The following is a 19,564-nucleotide window of genomic DNA, read 5'->3' as shown; positions in this document are numbered from 1 at the left end:
TCTGGAGCGCCTAGCGCACAGCAAGCGAGTAAAATTTATGCCAGCAGCACGTCGTCAGGTTGTACTACGCGTATTTAGGTTGCACTATATCAGTATTTTACTTACTTGGTGACGGCTCAGCAGGCAACGACCACGCTGCTGGTAAGGGCGCGCCATCATAGGTGGCAACCGCGCTTGTGCTGTGCTGCTGCAATAGCTCAGTGCTGATCGGCGTGCTACTGTGCCCAAGCCACAGCATCTCAGACATAGTATCGGTCGCTGCCTTATTATTAACATCAGGACACAATAGCGACCACAGCTGCCAGACTTTGGGCTGGGTGCTGGCATCAAGCAAGATATGCGTTTGTGCAGCAATACTCTGCGCGCCGTGATTGGCAGATAATAAGTCTAAAGGGCGTGCATTGTCTTGTGCATTATATCGCTTAAGCGTTATTGGCTCGTGACTGCGGATACTCAGACTGCAATCCCACACTGCGTCATCATCTATCATCGTCCAACCTGTCAGCGCCGTTATCGTCAGGGCGTTATTAGGCAGTTGCCACGTTTGGCCTGCTTGGCAAGGCGTAATAGGCAGCGTGTTTGGCTGATGATTTATAGTGGCGCTCGTGCTATCTATCTTTCCTGCTTGCCAATAATACTGAGTTGGCAGGCGTGTGGCGATGTCTTGGGCGACGCCGCTTAGCTGTAGCGTGCTGTCTTCTTGGGAGTTTTTAGGCATCGTATTTGGCGTTTGAACGATGATGCTTGTCAGCCTTGTCACACCGAGCGCTTGTATTTGCGTGCTTAGCTGCTGCGTTAATGCTTTTTGCCGTACGTGGCTGGGCAACATACGCGCAGCACGGTCACGGTGGTCAGCAAGTATCAGCCATGTCGCCTGCGTCGATGCCTGCGGATAATGCAGCAGTACCGCACTGAGCTTGTTGTCCGCCAGCGGCAGCACATACAAGACAGGTGCTCCTATTAAGCGCGTTTGCTGCTGCGCCAAAATAAAGACAAGCAATAATAATGGCGGCGCGCTCCAACCACGGTGCAAAAAGCCATGCGGCAACAGCCACGGCAATAGCACCAAAGCCGCCACGCATAAGCCGCCGACCGTCAATGGTGTATACAACCACACACTGCTGGCGGACGCATCAGCAAGCATACCCATAAAGCCATGTACCCACAGCAATAGCATGTCCAGCACCGACCACAAGCTATCGGTAAGCGTAGGTATAATAGGATACAGCACGCCCGCCAGCAGATTGAGTGGTACAAGTACCCAGCCAAACAGCCCAATCATCACCACATTGACCAGCAATCCCCATAAGGAGATTTTGCCAAACAGCAATAAGGTCAATGGCAATAGCGCCACAAATAACCAGCACTGCAAACGCACGACTGACAGTAATGTGTGCCAACATCGCTGCATCAAGGACGCATCAGGCGCTTGATTGTCATCAACATATTGACGGCGACTTTCGTACTGCAATAATAGCGCCACCGCCACAAACGACAGCCAATAGCCTGCTTGCCACAGCACAACAGGGTCAGCCCAAGCCATGAGCACCGCCAACGCGAGCAAAACCCGCATGGTCGAGATGGGCAGCAGCGTCAAGCGCACCATACCGACCACCAGCAGCAGCCAAGCCGTACGCGCCGCAGGTACGTCAAAGCCTGTAAATAGCGCATAAACAAAAGCCGCACCTATCATTACCAGCCAGCGTACTTGCCATCGTGCTAACCTTTGATACAGTTGCGGATGTACGCGTGCAATCAGCATACTTGCAGCGCCAGCCAGCACAATCGCCAAAAACAAAACGTGCGTGCCTGAGATGGCGAGCAGGTGCGAAATGCCCGCCAACTGATACAAATCTTTGGTATCGCGGGTGATTAAGCTGCGATCGCCCGTCAGTAGACTCAGCCCCACCGCCGTGGCTTGCTGCTCAGCAGGGCTTTTGTCTGTCCAACCAAGATAGCGATACTGACGCAGTGTCCAGCGCCAATTATCAATAGTAGCGCTCATGCGTGACGCCAATGATGATGTGGTGTCCATATCTTGTGGCAACACGCCACTAGTGTCTATGACTTTTGCCGTGCCATTGATATGGCGGCTTTTTAACCACTGATAGCTGTCAAAGCCTGTGGCGCTGACAGTCTTGGCATCCAGTGGCTGCACCATCAAGCGCATAACCAGCCTATCACTTGGGCGTAGCGCATTTAAGCGCTGCATGTGCGTATCTGATGCAGCATCTTCTGGTTTTGGGTAATAACTGAGCAAAACGCGCGAGGCATCATCGCTATTTGCGGTTGACAAGTTGGTATCAGGCTCACTCAACGCTGATACTATCGCTTGCGCGTTTTCGCTATTTAAAGGGTGCGGCGCGTCAGTGACAGGCATCATACGGTGAATGCGCGCGACTTGACGATAGCCTTGGTCGGTACTGCTACCGCTCACACTATCGCTGATGCCATCTAGCTGGACCAAGGCATAGACCTGCATGGGCGCAGTGATATCGTGCTCATCTACTGATTGCTTATACGCTAGTGCTTGTATAGCGCTCCCAATGATAAGTAACAGCGCCAAACCAGTAAGGCGAAAATGAGACCATAGTGATTGAGACGTTTTTGATGCGGATGTCTGCAAAAGGATAAAATGCCGCTTTGCCAGCTGTTGACAAAACAGCACTGCGCCCATACATAAAAAGAGCAATAACAAATAGGAACTGGCAAGCGTCATTAGCCATGAAGGCATCAAAGGTACGGCCACCATTTCAGCCGCGCTCAACACACCCAACATAATTAGCAGTGATAGCGCGCCTGTTAGCCAATACATCCTTGTCCCTTGTCTTTTTGATGACGCTATTATCCGAGCGTATATCTTGCGGCTAGCGATAGTATTTGCTTACATATTGCCCTATACTAGCGTTACTGCTACAAAATGGCGTTGCCACTGCACCTGATGCAGTCTTCCTTTCTTGCCAGTAATTTTCTGCAATAACCTAAGATAAGCCGACACCCCTCTTGCTGCCGCTTATGATGATTAAAAAGGCAACCGTGTGCCCAAAAAACGTTTACAACGCCTGCTTCCGACACCAGAGAAAATCATGGAGAGCCGCTCATTAAAGTGGTTTGCGCCGCATCTGGTGGACGCACGCTTGTGGCATTTTAACCGCCACAGTTTAAATAAAGCCGTCTATATCGGCGTGCTGAGCGCTTTTTTCCCGCTACCTGGGCAAATGCTGCTGGCTTTGATTGGTGCGCTGATGTGGCGCGCCAACGTGCCCATGGCTTTGGGTTTGACATGGATTACCAACCCATTAACCACCTTGCCTATTTTTTATGCAGGTTACTATGTGGGCGCCAAGCTGCTCGGCGAGCCCATGATTAGCCTGCGCTTAATCGGGCGGATGATTGCCGATTTTAGCTTATGGCTATTATCAAACGGCGCCAATCCCTTTGTCACTTATCAAGACAGCTTTTCTTTATCTGCTTTTTGCTTGGGTCTAACTTTACTGGCTATCGTCACAAGTTTAGTATGTGGCCTTGCTTTTCGTATTATTTGGCGTTACAAAACGGTCAGCACATGGCAAAAGCGCCAAAAGACAGAACGTCAAGCGCGCCGAGTAAAATAGCACAAAAAAGTCGACTAAAAAAGCAGACATTGCGCCTAATGCAATGCCTGCTTTTTTTTGGTTCACATTGTAAGCGCTTTAACTCACCTCACTTACTCATCAAATTCTGCCCAATGTCCATTACGCAGCAAAAGTTGTCTGTCCGCGAGCGCCGCCAAATTACGGTCGTGCGTAACCATCAGTAGTGCCGTTTTTAGCGTGCTTTGCAGTTCAGAGAGCATCCCAAAGACACTTTGCGCATTGTCATAATCCAGGTTGCCTGTTGGCTCATCAGCTAGGATAACCGACGGGTCCGTCACCAATGCACGCGCAATGGCGACACGCTGACGCTCACCGCCCGACAGCTCACCGGGTCGATGCGTATGGCGATGCTCTAATCCCACTTTATTCAGTAATGATATGGCTTTGTCGCGCGCTTCGCTCGGTGTAACTTTTGGACGCATCAGTAGCGGCATGGCTACGTTTTCTACCGCGGTAAATTCAGATAACAAATGGTGAAACTGATAAATAAAACCCAAGTACTGATTGCGCATGTCACCGCGCTGCGTCTCATTCATGGTGTTTAAACATTTGCCATGCAGCCACACTTCCCCGCTGCTTGGCGTGTCCAAGCCGCCCAATAAATGCAGCAAGGTACTTTTGCCTGAGCCACTCGTGCCGACGATAGCAATGCGTTCGCCTGCGTGTACGCTCAAATCCAGACCCGTCAATACTTGTGTGCGTACTGAGCCTTCGTCATAGATTTTATTGATATTTTTTGCCTCTAAAATGGCGCTCATAATTTGTCCTTTATTGTTGCCAATGCTTTTTGCCTATTTATTACCATCATCGCGCTATTATTCATAACGCAGCGTTTGTGCTGGCTGAATACGTGCCGCACGACGCGCAGGATAAATAGTCGCCAAAAAGCTTAGGGTAAATGACGCGCCTGTAATCAGCACCACATCAACCAAACGCAGCTGCGATGGCAAATAATTAATAAAGTACGCATCAAACAGATGCAAACCAAAGGTCTGATTGATAAAGCCTAAAATGTCACTGATGGTCAGCGCGAAAATCACGCCAAGAATCGTACCTGCGACCGTACCAATAACGCCAATAACCAAACCTTGTACCATAAATACTTGGGTAATGAGACGCGGTGATGCGCCAAACGTCTTTAAAATTGCAATATCCGCTTTTTTATCGGTAACGAGCATGACAAGGCTTGAAACGATATTAAAGGCAGCCACCAAGATGATGAGGAACAGCAATAAGCCCACCATGGCCTTTTCCATCTGAATTGCGCCGAACAAGTTGCCGTGCGTTTGCGTCCAGTTGTTGGGGTACAGCTGATCAGGGGCAATCGCCGCTGCTTTTTGTGCCGCCATCGGTGCATTAAAGATATTATCGAGCTTCATACGTACGCCTTGCGCCCCATCAGGCAGACGCAAAAGCTTGGCTGCATCATGCATCGGAATAAATGCCATGAGGCTATCCACTTCAGGACTGATGTTAAATACGCCTGTCAAAGTAAAGCGTTTAAAGCGTGGAATCACGCCAGCGGGCGATGGTGACGCTTCAGGCAATACCAGCGTGACTTTATCACCGATATTTAGTCCTAAAGACTGCACCATGTCTTGACCCAAAACGATGCTAAAGTCGCCACTTTGTAAGGTATCGATACTGCCCTCAACCATGTGCTGATTAATGATAGAGACCTTTTTTTCATATTCAGGCTCGATACCTGTGACCATCACGCCAGACACTTGACTGTTGGCCGTAAGCATCCCTTGGAGCTGAATAAAAGGCGCGACCGCATCGACCTCAGGGTCTTTTTTAATCTCGGTCGCCAAGTCTTCCCAATCGCTGATAATCTCAGGCGACACCACCGTAGCTTGGGGCACCATGCCCAAAATGCGCGTCTTCAACTCACGGTCAAAGCCATTCATCACAGATAAGACAGTAATCAGTACCGCCACACCAAGCGTCAAGCCAAGCATTGAGATTAAGGAGATAAAAGAGATAAAGCGATTACTACGCTCTGCACGCGTGTATCGCAAGCCGATAAATAACGCTAAAGGACGAAACATATTCAAACTCTTTGTTTTATTTGCATAACATAAGCGGCATAAGCACCAAAATATTGGCCTTATCAATGACTGTATTATTACAAATAGGGTTTTAGACCGCTCAGCAAGCGCGCTCAAAAAGGGGATAGTTTGACACAGTTTATCCATTCTGTGCCAATCATTCATAAAAACTGTCTAGATTTCCTACAGCGATGCGCCGCTTTGTTATTATTTTTTTAGCCAGCACTTGCTATTTTTTGCCACCATACCTATATATTGTATGCTAGGGGGCAACACATTCACCTATCATGGTGCGGTACGATTAACAGCACACACCATAGCATACTGCCCGCTACCCAAATATTGCGCTGCGATGTGCTTATGTTACCTGCTGCTTTATGGCAGATGAGCCGCGCTTTATATCTGCTGCATCCATGACTTAGAGTTTGAGTATATTCATGACTATTCAATATCAATATAAAAATGTACAAGCGCCAACCAAAATTACCCTAACTGACGAGCAGGCCGCAGGTCACGGTGACCATTGGCGTATTTTGACCGACAACGTCAGTCATGACGTGCCCAACTGGCTACAAGCCATGATTGAAAAAGCGACCATACCCAAAGGTCTGGGCTCAGGCGCACTGGACAAAGACAGTCGCTTATTATTGTCAGAAAATGAGACCTGCCACATCAATCAGATTTTGGCCATGAAAGACGGCAAGCCTGAATGCTTTATCAATGCTTATCCGTGCGTCAATGGCCCCTACGGCTTGAATTGCACCATCGAGCGTGTGATTGTTAATGAAAACGCCCAAGATGCAGTACTGCGTTTGCGCAGCAGTGATGGCAGTGTGATTTATGCGTTTGACCAGCTCTACACTGCCAACCGTCATTTATACCAACAAAACACGCCTTACTTTGTAAATTTTAGCGCGTGGGCGTACGAGATTCATCCCAGTGACCACAGCGAGGTCATTCTTATCGAAGACCAAGATGCCATTCGCTATCACCGCGCCTTTAACGACATCGTGGCGAACAATAACGGCGAAGTCCCTGATGACTTACAAGCGCAAATCGATGCATGGCAGCCTGATACTGACGGTGAGCTTGCGCCTGTTGAGATTAACTTAGGTCACATGTGCGCGTATTTATTTGGCGACACTTTGGGTCAAGAAGACGAAGCATGGTGTCAAGGGCAAGTGCTTGGCAAGCAAGAAGTGACCTTCAATGACAAGCCTATGTATTTGTTTGACGTGGTCATCTTACGCGAGCCTGATGCTGCGCCATTCGTAGTGCGTATTGGTGCGTGTCAAACGGACATTACCAAAGCCATTGCTGTAAATGACTATGTGCAAGCCAATATTTGGCTACAAGCAGCAATTTATAAAGAAAATCAAGATGAAGCGCGCGCGGCAAGCTAAACGCTGAACAAGCGTATCGCATAAAAAAGCCTCTAATCAAAGAGGCTTTTTTTTGGCTTGTACTTTTTCGCTTACTTAATGTGTTATTAGCGTATTATGCCATTTGCGTCACATCGCGGATGCGCTTAAACAGCTGTTTTTGCTCATCGCTTGGGCGCGCAGTTTGTAGCGCCATTAGTTGTGACATATCGCCTTCAACACGGATTTTACCGCTCATAAACGCGCCCATGATTTCATTGGTGTCAAAATCAGTGACGATAGATTGTAATACGTCACGGTCTAGAACCAATGTGGTGCTCGCTTCAGGATTCAAGCCTTTGTGCAGCAAACCATTCGCAAAATGGGCATCAACATCACCATTAGCGTCTGAAACTTTGGCATTGATAACCATATTCGCGAGCGCTGGCGGTAGGTTTAGCTCACCTGCATCACGCGCTAAGGTATCTACTTCGTCAAACCAAGCGTCAGTCAGAAAAACGGCCATAATCTTATCCTTTGGTTAATTATTGATAATTTCATTGATAATGAAAGCAAGTGTGCCGTATTATGGCGCGGTTTTTCAATAAGTAAAACCCAAAATCACGATGAATTGCTAAATCGTAACAAATTCTTTAAGCACATTGCCTTTAATTGATGAGTATCTACTGTGACTATCTGGCGAAATCTGCCACCAATTCCTTACTATTAATGTTGATATATACCGTTTTTTTGCTATGATAAGGGCTTAGATGTAGACACTACGTTACTATCGTGTTTATTGGGGCTGTGCAGAATGTAGCACAGTCATTTTGGCGCAAATAAGCAGCATCTTTTGCGTCGCTTAAAGCAGCTTGATCAGTACTTTATGAGAGATTAAGTAGCGACAGAGATTGTTGCTATTTACCAAAGAGTTTGTATTTTAGCGCATAGTTCTGATGATATTTAATTAATATTGCGTTACAATACCTTAAACAGAGTCGGGAGTTTTAACTAAACGTTACGTAAACATGTTTGTTGTCAGCCGCCGCTAGCATAGTGTTATCGTTAATAGGTCACGTTATTTTGTAGATGGATGTCCGTATTCGTCGTTCCTACCACCTATTATCAAAGATGCCCAAAGACGGTGCTTTTTCCTAGTCACTTTAACGATGTATTAATTGTCTAATCATCACCATATCATATGTCGTATGATTTCTTGTGGTGTGGATTTATCTTGTTATTGCTGTATTTGTGATAACAACCACCTTGATGAGTCAATGAGTTAATAAACCGTTACGGTAGTGAAAATACATACATCAACATGTACCACAGATACGCTGTGGCTAGTGAATGATGCCCAAAAACGACACGCGTTTTTGCAGTTGCATTCATTTATAGCACAAATATCGTGGTGAGTTAGTTAATTCTGTTGATAATTCGGGCTGTAAAGGAATCATCCAATGAGTTTACAAAACACAGCATTCGCCCCTGTTGACCGTGAGTATGAAATCACCATCGTGCGATTTTTTACTGTCATGGCCGTGGTATGGGGCATCGTCGGCATGGGTCTTGGTGTATTCATTGCTTCACAGTTGGCTTGGCCAGCACTGAACTTTGACATTCCATGGCTGACATTTAGTCATCTAAGACCACTGCATACCAATGCGGTGATTTTTGCGTTTGGTGGCTGTGCCCTATTCGCAACCTCTTATTATATCGTTCAGCGCACGTGTAAGACGCGTCTGTTTGCACCGTATTTGGCTTGGTTTACCTTTTGGGGTTGGCAAGCCGTTATTGTATCGGCGGTGATTACGCTACCACTAGGTCTAACCTCAACAAAAGAATACGCTGAGCTTGAGTGGCCGATTGATATTCTTATCGCTTTGGTCTGGATCTCTTACGCCATCGTTTTCTTTGGTACATTGATTAAGCGTAAAACGTCACACATCTATGTGGCGAACTGGTTCTTTGCCGCCTTTATCATTACGATTGCACTATTGCATATTGTAAATAGCATGGCTATCCCTGTCAGTGCGTTTAAATCGTACTCAATCTTTAGTGGTGCAACTGACGCCATGGTTCAGTGGTGGTACGGACACAATGCGGTTGGTTTTTATCTGACAGCAGCGTTCTTGGGCATGATGTACTACTTTGTCCCTGTACAGATTGGTCGCCCTGTTTATTCATATCGTTTGTCTATCGTGCACTTTTGGGCACTGATTGCCGCCTATATGTGGGCGGGTGGTCACCACTTGCACTACTCAGCGCTACCTGACTGGACCCAGTCACTGGCTATGGTATTCTCAATCATTCTGTTTGCGCCATCTTGGGGCGGTATGATTAACGGTGTACTTACGCTATCAGGCAGCTGGGACAAATTGCGTACTGACCCTATCATTCGCTTTATGATTGTTGCTTTGTCATTTTATGCCATGTCAACTTTCGAAGGTCCGATGATGTCTATTAAGACGGTCAACGCCTTGTCACACAACACTGACTGGACGGTTGGTCACGTACACTCTGGCGCACTTGGCTGGGTTGGTATGATTACCATTGGTTCACTATACGTGCTATTGCCACGTGTATTTAACAAACCAAAAATGTACTCAATCAGTCTAATTACCACACACTTTTGGCTGGCAACTGCAGGTACGGTTTTCTATATCGTTTCTATGTGGATTTCAGGTATTGGCCAAGGCATGATGTGGCAAGCGACCAACCCAGACGGTACTTTGGTTTATAGCTTTGTGGATACGGTTGCATTCTCTCATGGTCCTTACATAGGTCGTGCGTTCGGCGGCTTATTGTATGTGTCAGGTATGCTGGTTATGGCTTATAACTGCTATCGCACCATCAAAATGCCAGAGGGCAAGCCTATCGAAGGCGCGGATCCTACTGATCATAAACCTGTTGATGCACAGACAGCGAACGTATAAGGAGCGATCATGGCTGGTACACCGCATGAAATTATTGAAAAAAATACAGGCTTGTTGGTCATCTTTATCGTTATCGCTATCAGCTTTGCAACGCTGGTCGAGATTGTGCCTTTAATATATGACAATAAGTCGCCAGAGGACGGTGGTGTGAACAAACCCCTCCCCTCTATGGAACCTTGGACAGCACTTGAGTTTGAAGGTCGTGATATTTATATCCGTGAAGGCTGTCACGTTTGTCACACACAGATGGTACGTCCATTACGTGCTGAAGTTGAGCGCTATGGACCGTACTCACGTGCCGCAGAGTCAACGTGGGATCACCCATTCCTATGGGGTTCTAAGCGTACAGGCCCTGATCTTGCACGTGTTGGCGGACGCTACTCAGACGACTGGCAAAAGCAGCATCTGATTGAGCCGCGTTCATTGGTGCCTGAGTCAGTCATGCCAGCGTTCCCATGGCTTGCGACCAACGAAGTTAACGGTTCAGAAATCCAAGCAAAAATGCGTTTATTCCGTGACCGTTTTGGCGTTCCCTATACTGATGAGCAAATCGAAGGTGCTCCTGATGAAGTTATGGGCAAGACCGAGCTTGATGCCTTGGTTGCTTATCTACAGCAGCTGGGTACCGCGATGGAAGGGCAACGCTAATGGGTATTGGTGAATTACAAACAATTGCAACCGTTTCTGCCTTTGTGGCCTTTATGGGGGTTGCATGGTGGGCGTATTCGCCAAAAAACAAAAAACGCTTCGAAGAAGATGCAAAACTTGCGCTTGACGACGAGGTCACCCCCTCGTCTGACGAGCAGCGCAATAAGGATGAACGATGACATTTTTTTGGAGTTCTTGGGTTACGTTATTCAGCTTTGCGTGCTGGTTGTTTATCGTTGGGGTCTTATTCTTTGTCCTAAAATATAAGCCAACGCTAAAAGACGACGGTACCACTGGGCATACCTATGACGGTATCCAAGAATACGACAAACCGCTACCGAAATGGTGGGTAGTGATTTTTATTGGCTCTATCATTTGGGGCGCTGTTTACTGGGTATTTTTCCCAGCGATGTTCCCAGCAAGCTGGGGCGGTGCAGCAACAGTTACTGTCGATGGCGAAGAAGTACCATGGACCTCAAAAAACGAGCTGTACAGTGACCTTGAAAAAAACAATGAAGTCTTTACCAAAAGCTTTGAAAATGGCATTTTGGTCAAGGCTGATGCCGCTGGCGCAGTGGGTACATTAAACGAGCTGGACAAGCTACAAACGACCCTGCGTCGTGACGATAACCCACCTGCCAATTTGCAAGATCAAATCAATGCTAAAGTGGCTGAGCTTGATCCATACGTGGCAAAGCTATCACAGAACCAAGAAGCATTAAAAGTAGGTAGCCGTTTATTCCTACAAAACTGTGCCGTTTGTCATGGCTCAAACGCCAAAGGTGCGCCTGGCTACCCGAACCTAACCGATAATGATTGGTTGTATGGTGGTGAGCCAAAGAACATCTTGACTACCTTACATAATGGTCGTGTGGGCGGTATGGCAGCGTGGCGTGATCAGCTTGGTGAAGATGGCGTACGTGCCGTTGCTGAGTATGTGCTATCAATGTCTGGCAATCAAAACAATTATCAGCTTGATCAAACCAAGGTGGCGCAAGGTGAGCGTATCTTCCATGAGCCGACCAACTGCGTACTGTGTCACGGTCCAGAAGGTAAAGGTATGATTAGCGCAGGCGCACCGAATCTAACCGATAAAATTTGGTTATACGGTGGCGATCGCGAAACGATTCGTGAGACCTTGCGTTATGGTCGTGCAGGTGTGATGCCTGAGTGGCAGACTAAGTTAGGCAATGAGCGTATCATGCTATTGGCTGCTTATGTCTACTCACTATCAGACAAAAAAGCCGTACCAGCAGCGCCTGTAGCAACTACGCAACCTGCAAACGATGCTGAAGCGCAAACAGACACAGCAGCGACTACTGAGACTGTTACCAGCTAATGTATAGATACCATTAGCTTACATTGTTTGGTAAAATGATTGTTTATCGTATGATGACGATCAGTAAAAAGGAGGGCTGTTATGACAGTTCTCCTTTTTTATTTCTAATATTTTCTTTTACTGTTTTATATACTAGATTTCTTGCATAAGTCATCGTCAGCCCTTGTAACTCCGTCAGTGGAAGTCAATGAACTGGTACTTTTGCAAGAGATCTACTGACATTGATAACACATTTTATTCATACATCTTATCGTCACAAAGATGTCGGTTAACTATGCCAGCAAACTGATTCTTTTTTAAAGAGGCACGTTATGTCAGCACCATCTAACAAAATCCCTGTCAAAGAAGTCGATTTAAATGCCAATACCCAGCGCGTTCATCCGCGATTTGTTACTGGTTTTTATCAAAACATTCGCATTGTCAGTATGTATTTTTTCTTGGCTTTGTTTTTGATTTTGCCTTGGCTACGCTTTAATGGTCGGCAGGCCATTTGGTTCGATGTGCCCTCGCAGCACTATTACATTTTTGGACTGACGTTTTTAACTCAAGATTTTTATTTTATTGCCATCTTTGCGATGATTGCCGCCTTTAGCTTATTTATGGTGACCGTTTATGCGGGGCGCGTATGGTGCGGCTACGCCTGTCCGCAGACCATTTGGACGCATATGTATCAGTATGTCGAAAAGCTGGTCATCGGCGATAGAAACAAGCGTATTAAGTTCGATAAAGCACCGATGAGTGCCAGCAAAGCCGCAAAGCGCGCCCTTGTCTATAGTATTTGGTTGATTCTATCGATTGTCACCGCAACGACCTTTGTCAGCTATGTGGCGGGTACAGATTTGATGTATCAAAGCTGGCAAAGTATGAACGGCATTCCTGTACCTGACTGGCCAGCATGGGTATGGGTGGCGATGTTTATTTTTACCTTCACAACTTATGCCAATGCAGGCTACATGCGTGAGCAGATGTGTGTACAGATTTGTCCTTATGGCCGCTTTCAGAGTGTGATGTTTGATAAAGACACGTTGATTGTCTCGTATGACTATGAGCGCGGTGAGCCACGCGGTGCGCGCAAAAAAGGCACGCATCCTGAGAATTTGGGCGACTGTATCGAGTGTACGATGTGTGTGCAGGTATGCCCAACGGGTATTGATATTCGTGATGGCTTACAGGTGGCTTGTATCCAATGTGCGGCTTGTATTGATGCGTGTAATGATATTATGGACAAAGTCGGCTACCCACGCGGACTGATTCGCTATACTACCGAGCACCAGTTGGTCGAGAAGAAAAAAAGCAAGCTGCTACGTCCACGTCTGTTTGCGTATTTGGCCGTGTTGGCGGTATTGTTTGGGGGCTTGATTTATGCGCTTGTGGATCGCGTGCCATTAGAGATTGACATTCGCCGTGACCGCAATCAATTGTCTTCGACCAATGCTGAAGGCATGATTGAAAACAGCTACGTGGTGAAGATTACCAATAAAACGCAAGAAGCGCACGACTATCGTCTGACGCTGGAGCCTGTTGATGGTTTGAGCTTGCAGACACGTTTTGAAACCGTGTCTTTGGTTGCGGGTGAAAACTTTGACTTACCTGTCAGTATATACGGCGATCCTGCGGTAGTAAATGAGGGTCAGACGCCTGTTACGCTCACAGTGACCAGTGAAGATGGACAGTACAGCGCGAGCCATCAAAACGTATTTACCACACAAGGACAATAGTACCTGTGCGCCCTTTTTTAAGTAGCGTGATTATTTACCGTGAAAGCAAGCACTTAGCATGACGTCACCGAGTAATCAGCGTATAATCATTGCTCGGTGCTTTTCTTTTTGACCCAAATATAACTTGGGTCGCTATCTATATAGGTGAGTTATGTCCTCAGCGGATTCATCAGCCGACTTTAAACCTAAAGATGCTCAGCCATGGTACAAAAACTACATGGTGATTATCTTTGTCATTGGTATGCCTACGTTTGTAGTATTGGCGTGTCTGTGGTTCGTCTATTATTCTTATCAAATCCGTGACAGTGTGGTGCGTGATGATTGGTATATGGATGGCAAGACATTGTACCAAGACGTGTCGCGTGACAAGCTGACCTATGACTTGGACTTGCATGGCAGAATGAACTTTGCGGACAATGGCAATGTGACGTTTTATTTAGACTATCCGCAAGAAAGTCTGCAATCTGGCAAGCTGTTAAACGGCGACCCCCTCACCTATCCTGCTGAGCTGGCGCTGTCTATCTCGCACGCAACCGACGTACACAAAGACCGCGATGTGATGCTCAAACACGTCGAAGGCAATAAATACACTGCCAATGTCACGCTTGATAGCGTGCCTGCAAAATATTATCTACAAGTCAGTCATGATGGCGTGGATGATTGGCGCATGCAGGATGTGGCAAAATTACCGCGTGAGTCGGTCAGCTTTAACCCGCTACAAGTCTTTGCTAAAGAAGCCGCCAAAGCCCAATAACTTTATTTTGAAAGTTAAGACACTCAAAAAATTAAGCTCTAAGAAAACCAGCGTTTACGATAAAGTAACGCTGGTTTTTATTAAAGTGTGTTGACTGACAAATGATTAAATCATCGGATTAATCACAGGAATTTTTTGGCTTTCGCTATTGGCAGCTTTATTGGCATTGGTGCGCTCAGCGAATTTAGGATTGTAATCTTGGGTTTGCGGCGTGGTCGGCAAGCCAATCTGCGCCAAACGCTCACTTTGTCCGACTTGGATATTGTCCCCTTCAAACAAGCGCTCGTCTTCATCACGGTCAAGGCTTAGGTTTTCAAAGTCGAACAATTCGCGGTCAGCCAGCTGTGAAGGTGCGACATTTTGAATGGCTTTAAAAATCGAGGCCAAACGCTGTGGATGCGCCCCATCCCATTCGCGCAGCATGTCGTTAATAATGGCGCGCTGTAGATTGGTCTGGCTGCCGCACAGGTTGCACGGAATAATCGGAAACTCACGCAGACGCGCGTATTCGATGATGTCTTTTTCTTCCACATAGGCCAGCGGACGAATCAAGACGTTTTGTTTGTCATCGCTTAATAGCTTGGGCGGCATGGCTTTGAGTGCGCCACCGTGGAATAAGTTTAAGAAAAACGTCGCCAAAATATCATCGCGATGATGCCCTAGCGCAATCTTGGTTGCGCCAATTTGCTTGGCAAAGCCGTATAGTGAGCCGCGGCGCAAACGTGAGCAGGCTGAGCAGTAGGTTTTGCCTTCAGGGACGACACTTTTGACAATGCTATACGTGTCTTTTTCTAAGATATAGTGCGCGATGCCTTGCTCATTAAGATAGTTGGGCAAGATGTCTTCAGGATAGCCTGGCTGCTTTTGGTCAAGGTTGACCGCAACCACATCAAAGTTAATCGGCGCAATGCGTTTGAGCAGTAGCAAAATATCGAGCAAGGTGTAGCTGTCTTTGCCACCTGAGACGCAGACCATCACCACATCGCCATCTTCAATCATATTAAAGTCGCGTATCGCCCACGAAACCTGTTTGCGCAGCTTTTTTTGTAGCTTTTTTAGCTCGGTCGCGGCGGCAGCGGTTTCGCTCGTGGTATCGGTAGCCGCTTGAGCGCTGTCAGTGGGGGTCGCTACAGGGGCATCGGTGGTGTCAGGCTGAGGAACAAAAAGGCTGGCTGAGGTCATAAACTACTCAATATAACGATAAAAAAGACAAATCAAAGGGGCTAAGCGCTTGAGATTATAACAAAAATAATGCCTTTTTTGAAAAATAGTGTGCGCATGTCTGCCGCAATCGGGCGCGCGATACGCTCTGTGCGCACGGGTACACTGCCGATGGTTTTGTGCTGGCGGCAAGTTTGGTAAAATAGCGGCTTTTCTGAGTAAAATAGAGCCAACCATGACGCACGCCAGCCCCAGCACCCAAAACCTTTCTGACTTAAACGCCGCAACAGACAGCACCGCCTGCGACAATGCGGTGGTATTGCTCTCGGGCGGTTTGGACTCGGTCACCTGTCTGTATTGGGCAAAGGCGCGCTATCAGTCGGTCACTGCGGTCAGCTTTAACTACGGTCAGCGCCACAACAGCGAGCTGGTCGCAGCAAAAGCCATCGCTGAGCGTGCAGGCGTCAGTCACCGCATTATTGATATTGATATTGCCCAGCTCGGCGGCTCATCGCTGACCGACCACAGCATGATTGTCCCTGATGGCGATGCCGATAAGTTCACGACCGATGGTGACAGCGCGCCTGATAATAGCGCCATTCCAAACACTTACGTGCCTGCGCGCAATACTATCTTTTTGTCTTATGCGCTCGCCGTGGCCGAAGTCACCGAAGCCAAGCACATCGTGATTGGCGTCAGCTCAGTTGACTATTCAGGCTATCCTGACTGCCGCCCTGAATATATTGAGGCCTTTGAAACCATGGCGAACCTTGCGACCAAAGCGGGCGTAACGGGGCACAAACTGCACATTCAGACCCCGCTACAAACCTTATCAAAAGCGCAAACCATCGCGCTTGGGGTATCGCTCGGCGTCGATTATAGCCAAACTATCTCGTGCTACAAAGCCGATGCCAATGGTCGTGCTTGCGGCGTGTGCGACAGCTGCACCCTACGTCGTCAAGGCTTTGAACAAGCAGGCACCCCTGATCCAACCCGTTATCAAGTGGCATAAGCACAAACTCAGCGACTCATCAAAGCCACGCGCCGCACACTAAACAGCCTATGAAGTGCCGTTACACAAATGCGTAACATTTGCTTGCATAGGCACAGCATGTTATTTGTTGGCTTTGGTAAGTAGACTTGCTATCGTAATGACGATTTTCATCTCTATGAACGGCCGTTTGTACGGCTCTGAGATGCCTGATCCAGATTGTTTATTGTAGAGGATAATTATGAAGCTGTTAAAGTTAATCCCATTCGCTATCGTTGGTTTGATGGGCGTCACTCAAGCGAATGCTGTCGATATCAAGCAAGACAATATTAATAAGTGTGTCAATGGCGCGGTTAAATATAAAGTCGCGGATAAAAGCACGGCTAATAAATTGTGTACGTGCACTATCGGTGTACGCAGCAAAATGACTATTGGTCAAATGTGGGAAATCGAAAGCTACGCGCAGAACAAAAAAGACCCATCAGGCCTACCATATGTAAAAACTATGCAAAAAGACTTGCAGCAATGCACGCAAGGTTTGGATTTAAAGCAGCCACAAAAGCCTGCGTAAGTCGTTTATTTTCTGCGCCTTTTCCTCATAGGTGCTACAAAACGACACACCCTTTTTACAAAAAGACTGACCTTGGTTGGTCTTTTTTTGTTGCTTGGTATCCCCGCTAGCACGCTTCTATAGAACCTGCTACTCTAATTAAAATATTTATTCAGCACTTATCCTTTTTACTATTATAAAACCATATTTGAGGACTCTATAATGGCAAAGCCTACCGATGAAACCATTGACCTACCTACCTTTCCTGTCGCCATGGTGCGCAAGCTAGACGACAATTTTATTACGGATGAAGTCATACTCGCGGATATGATTAAAAACACCCAGCGCGGCCTTATCTTATATTTTTATCCCAAAGACAATACGTCAGGTTGCACCACACAAGCGATTGATTTTACGGCGCATTTGCAAGACTTTGATACGCTTGGTTACCGTGTGGTGGGCGTATCGCGTGACAGTATTGAGTCGCATAAAAAGTTTATGGACAAGCACGATTTACAGATTGCACTGATTAGCGATGAAGACGAAGCGCTGTGCAAACATTTTGATGTGATTCGTGAAAAGAATATGTACGGTAAGACCACGCTTGGCTTGGTACGCTCAACCTTTATTTTTGATGCCGATGGCAACTTGACCCACGCGCAGCGTAACCTACGCGCCAAAGGCTATGTCCAACGCTTGCTAGAAACACTTGCTCGATAACCCCTTAGTCAACACATTTTAATAAAGACTGGGGTTTTCTTTTATATCACTTTTTATATCGTACTGAATGTAAGGTCCGGACTTTTTATGACTGATAAAAATAACGAAAATAACAGCAACAGCGAAAACAGCAGTAAGAATAACGATCAAACCAACACTGCACTGCGTCAAGTCACACGCAAAGTTGCCGTCGCCATCATCGGCGCGGGTACAGCAGGACAAAACGCCTTTCGCCAAGCCAGCAAGCAAACCGACAATATCGTTATTATCAATGATGGCTTTTGGACGACGACGTGTGCGACCGTTGGCTGTATGCCAAGCAAACTACTGATTGCCGCCGCTCAACGTGCGCACGCGGTAAAGAGCGCGGACACATTTGGCATTCAAGCGACTGCCAGTATAGACGGTAAGGCTGTGATGCAGCGCGTACAATCAGAGCGTGACCACTTTACTAGCTTCTCACAACGACAGGTCGATGGTTGGGATGACGATAAAAAAATCTCAGGGCGCGCCCACATCAATAGCGATGGCAATATTGAAGTCAGTGATGAATGCATTGAGGCGGAGCATATTATCATTGCGACTGGCAGCTCGCCTTTTATTCCTGAGGGTTGGGCCGAGGCATTGGGCGATAGTTTGATTACCTCAGATACCGTGTTTGAGCTTAATGACCTGCCTGCCTCACTGGCTGTGGTCGGTGCAGGCGCTATTGGTTTGGAGCTGGCGCAAGCCTTTACTCGCCTTGGTGTTGAAGTAACTTTATTCAACCGTGTGGGGCGCATCGGCGGTTTAAAAGATAAAGAAATTAACCATCAAGCCATCAGCTGTTTGTCTAATGAGATGACTTTAAAATTAGACAGTAAAATCAATAAGGTGGCGTGCAGTACCAAAGACGGTATATCGCAAGCAACGCTTGATTATAGTGATCATCACGGCAATCAAAAACAATGGCAAGGCGAGCGCGTATTGGTCGCCACAGGTCGCCGTAATGACTTAGACAACCTTGGTGTGACCAATCTGGGCGTCACGCTGGATGATAAGAACCGCCCGCAAAATTTGGACAAAAATACAGGGCGCATTGGCGATTTAAATGTCTATATAGTCGGTGACGCCAATGCTAATTTGCCATTATTACATGTGGCGAGCGATGAAGGCTTTAGCGCGGGGCACGCGGTATGTCTCGATGACTCACAAAGCCATTTACGCCCACCGTCCATTCCGTTATCTATCGTATTTTGTGAACCGCAAATCGCGACTGTCGGCATGGCGCTGCCTGAGATTGAAGAACAGAATCTTAAATATGTGATTGGTAAAGTCAGCTTTGCCAACCAAGGACGCAGCCGCATTATGGACGTGAACTGCGGTATGCTGCACATCTACGCCTGTGCTAAAACGGATAAAGTTTTGGGCGCGTGCATGGTAGCGCCCGATGCCGAATATATCGCGCATATCCTTGCGATAGCGGTTACGCACGAGATGAGCATCAAGGCATTGCTGGAGTCGCCCTTTTATCATCCGACCATTTTGGAGGGGCTACGCAGCGCCTTGCGTCACGCACAAGCACAAATGTCTATCCCGCATCAAACCTAATGGCACAACGGTGAACAGATAGGTATATACTAGGGCGTAAGGATGCGCCCTAAACGTGTCACCTTGAACCATTTAGCACACCACACATCATCAGTCACACACAAACAGGG

The 19,564-nt window shown here is 47.1% G+C and carries 17 protein-coding genes; 12 read left to right on the top strand and 5 right to left on the bottom strand.

Translation table 11 applies throughout. The annotated features are described in order from the left end of the window. Positions 1-97: 97 nt before the first annotated feature. On the bottom strand, positions 98-2,815 hold the full coding sequence (locus JIE71_RS09950) for a ComEC/Rec2 family competence protein (protein WP_199508560.1): 2,718 nt from the start codon (positions 2,813-2,815) through the stop codon (positions 98-100). 223 nt (positions 2,816-3,038) lie between these two features. Between JIE71_RS09950 and JIE71_RS09945 the strand changes: the two genes are divergently transcribed. Further along, positions 3,039-3,614 carry a DUF2062 domain-containing protein gene (locus tag JIE71_RS09945; protein ID WP_323126930.1) on the top strand — a complete coding sequence of 192 codons (576 nt, stop codon included), beginning with the start codon at positions 3,039-3,041 and terminating at the stop codon, positions 3,612-3,614. A 92-nt stretch (positions 3,615-3,706) separates the two neighbouring features. Here JIE71_RS09945 and lolD read toward each other — a convergent pair whose 3' ends face one another. Both lolD and JIE71_RS09935 read right to left on the bottom strand, forming a co-directional pair. Then, entirely contained in the window at positions 3,707-4,393 is a 687-nt protein-coding gene (gene lolD, locus JIE71_RS09940; protein ID WP_199508559.1) for a lipoprotein-releasing ABC transporter ATP-binding protein LolD, read from the bottom strand. Between the two features lie 57 nt (positions 4,394-4,450). Further along, positions 4,451-5,686: a lipoprotein-releasing ABC transporter permease subunit gene (locus JIE71_RS09935; RefSeq protein ID WP_199508558.1), complete on the bottom strand. Its 1,236-nt coding sequence runs from the start codon at positions 5,684-5,686 to the stop codon at positions 4,451-4,453. Between the two features lie 437 nt (positions 5,687-6,123). Between JIE71_RS09935 and JIE71_RS09930 the strand changes: the two genes are divergently transcribed. Then, complete coding sequence (locus JIE71_RS09930) at positions 6,124-7,089, top strand: hypothetical protein (protein ID WP_199508557.1); 966 nt, start codon at positions 6,124-6,126, stop codon at positions 7,087-7,089. A 94-nt stretch (positions 7,090-7,183) separates the two neighbouring features. On the opposite strand, the gene JIE71_RS09925 is transcribed toward JIE71_RS09930, so the two are convergent. Beyond that, positions 7,184-7,573, bottom strand: a complete 390-nt coding sequence (locus tag JIE71_RS09925; protein ID WP_199508556.1) for an SCP2 sterol-binding domain-containing protein — start codon at positions 7,571-7,573, stop codon at positions 7,184-7,186. Positions 7,574-8,507: 934 nt separating this feature from the next. Between JIE71_RS09925 and ccoN the strand changes: the two genes are divergently transcribed. The 6 genes from ccoN (at position 8,508) to JIE71_RS09895 (ending at position 14,442) form a co-directional block, all read left to right on the top strand. Beyond that, the gene (ccoN, locus tag JIE71_RS09920) at positions 8,508-9,983 is read left to right on the top strand and encodes a cytochrome-c oxidase, cbb3-type subunit I (protein ID WP_199508555.1); all 1,476 of its coding nucleotides are present in this window, start codon (positions 8,508-8,510) and stop codon (positions 9,981-9,983) included. Positions 9,984-9,992: 9 nt separating this feature from the next. After that, positions 9,993-10,631 carry a cytochrome-c oxidase, cbb3-type subunit II gene (gene ccoO / locus JIE71_RS09915; protein WP_199508554.1) on the top strand — a complete coding sequence of 213 codons (639 nt, stop codon included), beginning with the start codon at positions 9,993-9,995 and terminating at the stop codon, positions 10,629-10,631. Beyond that, positions 10,631-10,810, top strand: coding sequence for a cbb3-type cytochrome oxidase subunit 3 (locus tag JIE71_RS09910; RefSeq protein ID WP_199508553.1), 180 nt, complete (start codon positions 10,631-10,633; stop codon positions 10,808-10,810). The genes ccoO and JIE71_RS09910 overlap by 1 nt, the downstream gene beginning before the upstream one ends. Continuing rightward, the gene (gene ccoP / locus JIE71_RS09905; protein WP_199508552.1) at positions 10,807-11,970 is read left to right on the top strand and encodes a cytochrome-c oxidase, cbb3-type subunit III; all 1,164 of its coding nucleotides are present in this window, start codon (positions 10,807-10,809) and stop codon (positions 11,968-11,970) included. Before JIE71_RS09910 ends, ccoP begins: the two co-directional genes overlap by 4 nt. 311 nt (positions 11,971-12,281) lie before the next feature. After that, positions 12,282-13,688, top strand: a complete 1,407-nt coding sequence (gene ccoG, locus JIE71_RS09900) for a cytochrome c oxidase accessory protein CcoG (protein WP_199508551.1) — start codon at positions 12,282-12,284, stop codon at positions 13,686-13,688. Positions 13,689-13,839: 151 nt separating this feature from the next. Then, positions 13,840-14,442 (top strand): FixH family protein, encoded by a 603-nt coding sequence (locus tag JIE71_RS09895; RefSeq protein ID WP_199508550.1) that lies wholly within the window; start codon positions 13,840-13,842, stop codon positions 14,440-14,442. 105 nt (positions 14,443-14,547) lie between these two features. On the opposite strand, the gene ttcA is transcribed toward JIE71_RS09895, so the two are convergent. Next, complete coding sequence (gene ttcA, locus JIE71_RS09890) at positions 14,548-15,624, bottom strand: tRNA 2-thiocytidine(32) synthetase TtcA (protein ID WP_199508549.1); 1,077 nt, start codon at positions 15,622-15,624, stop codon at positions 14,548-14,550. A gap of 214 nt (positions 15,625-15,838) precedes the next feature. Between ttcA and queC the strand changes: the two genes are divergently transcribed. From queC to JIE71_RS09870, 4 genes are all read left to right on the top strand, one after another. Next, entirely contained in the window at positions 15,839-16,615 is a 777-nt protein-coding gene (queC, locus tag JIE71_RS09885; RefSeq protein WP_199508548.1) for a 7-cyano-7-deazaguanine synthase QueC, read from the top strand. A 220-nt stretch (positions 16,616-16,835) separates the two neighbouring features. Beyond that, entirely contained in the window at positions 16,836-17,165 is a 330-nt protein-coding gene (locus tag JIE71_RS09880) for a hypothetical protein (protein ID WP_199508547.1), read from the top strand. 201 nt (positions 17,166-17,366) lie between these two features. After that, positions 17,367-17,864, top strand: coding sequence for a peroxiredoxin (locus JIE71_RS09875; protein ID WP_199508546.1), 498 nt, complete (start codon positions 17,367-17,369; stop codon positions 17,862-17,864). An 87-nt stretch (positions 17,865-17,951) separates the two neighbouring features. Continuing rightward, complete coding sequence (locus tag JIE71_RS09870; protein WP_199508545.1) at positions 17,952-19,454, top strand: dihydrolipoyl dehydrogenase; 1,503 nt, start codon at positions 17,952-17,954, stop codon at positions 19,452-19,454. The last annotated feature ends 110 nt before the right edge of the window (positions 19,455-19,564 follow it).

It is taken from the genome of Psychrobacter sp. bablab_jr014 (genome assembly GCF_016464015.1).
Classification (GTDB): domain Bacteria; phylum Pseudomonadota; class Gammaproteobacteria; order Pseudomonadales; family Moraxellaceae; genus Psychrobacter.
This window is presented reverse-complemented; position numbering and strand designations above follow the sequence as displayed.